2 protein-coding genes are annotated in these 3077 nt (G+C 38.2%); both read left to right on the forward strand.

Going from position 1 to position 3077, the window contains the following annotated elements; genetic code table 11:
• The first annotated feature begins 971 nt into the window (after positions 1-971).
• Positions 972-2888, forward strand: a complete 1917-nt coding sequence (gene ltrA / locus B5D16_RS12145; RefSeq protein WP_078767238.1) for a group II intron reverse transcriptase/maturase — start codon at positions 972-974, stop codon at positions 2886-2888.
• 99 nt (positions 2889-2987) lie between these two features.
• Positions 2988-3077 (forward strand): TraM recognition domain-containing protein (locus B5D16_RS12805; protein ID WP_143405129.1); only part of this gene is annotated, 90 nt, incomplete at its 3' end.

The following is a 3077-nucleotide window of genomic DNA, read 5'->3' on the forward strand; positions in this document are numbered from 1 at the left end:
ATTATTATTTCAAGAGTTGTATTATCAAGCTCGATATTATGATAATGACAGATTGCCATTAGATGTAGGGTTTTGGCTGGATGAATTTGCAAACAGTGCGACACGTTCTGTGTCTAAAACGGTAGAAATAACCGACAAAAACGCAGCATAGAGATGTGACTGCATCTCTAGAGAACTGCATAACTGAAATCTCAAATGAGGGAGTAACGCCCCGAAGGGGATTCGCTAATACTTCGAATAGCGTTGGATTAATACAGAAATTCAAGGTTATAAGCTCGGAGAAGTCGCGCGAAGCGCATCCTAACGGATAAATATCGACATGAACTCAAATACCCATTGGTACAAAAGTGACCAGAGTCCACCTGTGGGAAGAGAGGAATTTAGATATTGAGCCGAGGAAAGATACTTGGAGGCAAGTGTTGTGCGTGACAGTGCGGGCGGGGTTTCCATATGGTTAGAATGATTCAAAAGGCGAGTCTGACGAAATTCCGAATGTACGGCTCTAGACGAATGGCTGGTAGAAATGCCAGTGTACCAGAGGTACGCAAGTGAGGCAAAGTAAGAGTTGTTAGTATGAAATGCCTTCTGTGCTTACAGGGCATAGGTATCTTAAGGAAAACTTGAAGATAATACTTGCAGGGCTAAAGGAATGACCTAAGTGGAAACAATCCTAAGTTATGTGGAACGTGGAAAGCAACCAATACAGTAGCTGACTGTATCAGCGATAAAGAACTGTAGTTGTGTCGAAAAGGAAGGAGAAGAGAAAGACTCCGACTATAATAAGCACATTTATGGTTGTGAGAGTAGTGGCACAGTACCGATGAAACCGTGATAACAAGCGGTGGAGGGATAGCCACAAGCCGATACTAATCTTTCGATTATGTCTATATAGTAATCACCGAAATGGAGATTTTCATAGCTGTCGTGGTGTGACTTAGAAAAAATCATTCTCCGAAAAGGAGTTGGTTACTATGGCGAAAAGAATTGTTAATAAAGCAGAAAGAAATGCAGAAAGATATGACGCTAAAGAAATAGGATACAAATTGTACGAGGAAAGTCAGAATGGAAGAACGTTTGATAGACTTATGAAATACATAGTATCAGAGCAAAATATCATACTTGCATACAGAAATATCTGCAAAAATGGAGGTAGTAAGACTCCAGGAACAGATGGGAAAACCATTGTTCAAATACAAGAATTACCCATTGACACGGTAATAAAAACTATCAGAAATAAATTAAACTATTATCAACCAAAGAAAGTCAGACGAGTAGAAATTCCCAAAGATAACGGAAAAACAAGACCACTTGGAATACCGAGTATATGGGACAGACTGATACAACAATGTGTTCTCCAAATAATGGAGCCAATCTGCGAAGCTAAATTCCATGAAAGAAATAATGGCTTCAGACCTTATAGGTCAACACAGAACGCTATAGCACAATGCTATAAGATGGCCCAGTTGCAAGGATTGCACTTTGTAGTAGACGTAGACATTACTGGTTTCTTCGACAACATAGACCATTCAAAACTGATACGTCAGTTATGGGCATTAGGAATACAAGACAGAAAGTTGATTATGATTATTAAGCAGATGCTCAAAGCAGATATATTGTTTAACGATATAATTATTACTCCCGAAACGGGAACGCCTCAAGGCGGTATATTGTCTCCGCTTCTGGCGAATGTAGTGCTTAATGAACTTGACTGGTGGATAGCTAACCAATGGGAAATGTTCAAAATCAAAGAAGGAAAAACTGGCTATGAGTTTGATAAGACGGATGAAGAAGGAAACGTACTTACAGTTGATAGAACGCAGAAATGGAATAAGTTGAGAGCAAAAACCGACCTAAAGGAAATGTACATCGTAAGATATGCAGACGATTTTAAGATTTTCTGTCGGGATTATGTGACAGCTGTCAAAACGATGCAAGCTACGAAGTTATGGCTAGCAGAAAATTTGCACCTACAGACAAGTGAGGAAAAATCAGGGATTACAAATCTCAGAAAGAACTATACTACATTTCTTGGTATCAAGTTTAAGGTAGTGCCAAAAGGAAATAAATGGATAATACGTTCCCACATGGCAGACAAAAGCAAAACTAAAGTCATAAAGAAATTAAGGGAAGTCTGGCAAGATATAGAAAATCCCAGTAAACAGAATGACTTGGAGAAAAACATAACACTTTTCAACGCAATGGTTATGGGGATGCACAATTATTACTGTATGGCAACACTTGTATCAGCTGACTTTGCGGACATAAGTTTCAAAGTTATGGGAAAAAGCAATGGTATGAACCATAACAGACGATGCTTTCCGCTTAAAAAAGATGGCGAAATAACGAGTAAATATATCTTAAAAAAATATGGGAAATCAAAACAGTTTCGATGGATAAATGGTCGCATGATTATTCCCCTTGGATATGTGGCGTATGAATATCCTAAATATAAAAGGCGTGAAGTCAATAAATACGTGAGAAAGTATTCTGATATCGAAAATTGCGTAAGCTTTGAAATCATGAAATACATGATGGAAAACGCAAATAACTACCCTACATTGGAAATGGCGGATAATGCATTATCAAGATATATAGCACAGAAAGGGAAATGTGCCGTTACACACAATGCCTTAACTGCAATGGATATGATTTGTTTGCATATAAAACCATGTAAGGGAGAACGCAACGATACTTATAGAAATCTGATACTACTTTCAAAAGAAATAGCAGACATAGTATCAGCTGATACGGAAAAGAAAATATTAAAGTCTATAAGTATGCTGACACTAACCGAGGAGATGGAAGAAAAGATAAATAAGCTCCGAGAACATAGAGAGCTTGAACCAATACAATTCAAAGACTATATAGGCACTAAAGAGAAAAGTTAGTCGGTGGAACGCCGTGTGATTGGAAACTATCACGCACGGTGTGGAGTGGGGGAAAAGCCCGAGGCATAATAGCCAGAGGCTTACCTATCACTATTTAAAATGCCTTCAGGTTTTAAGGAAAAACTTGCAACTGTAAGAAGTAGAGGTATATATTGTGCGATATTTTTACAATCATTAGCTCAAATGAAA

Source organism: Eubacterium uniforme (genome assembly GCF_900167115.1).
GTDB lineage: Bacteria > Bacillota > Clostridia > Lachnospirales > Lachnospiraceae > Eubacterium_S > Eubacterium_S uniforme.

Coding starts and splice junctions, on each gene's coding strand:
- ltrA (WP_078767238.1), top strand. CDS start 972: ATGGCGAAAAGAATTGTTAATAAAGCAGAAAGAAATGCAGAAAGATAT.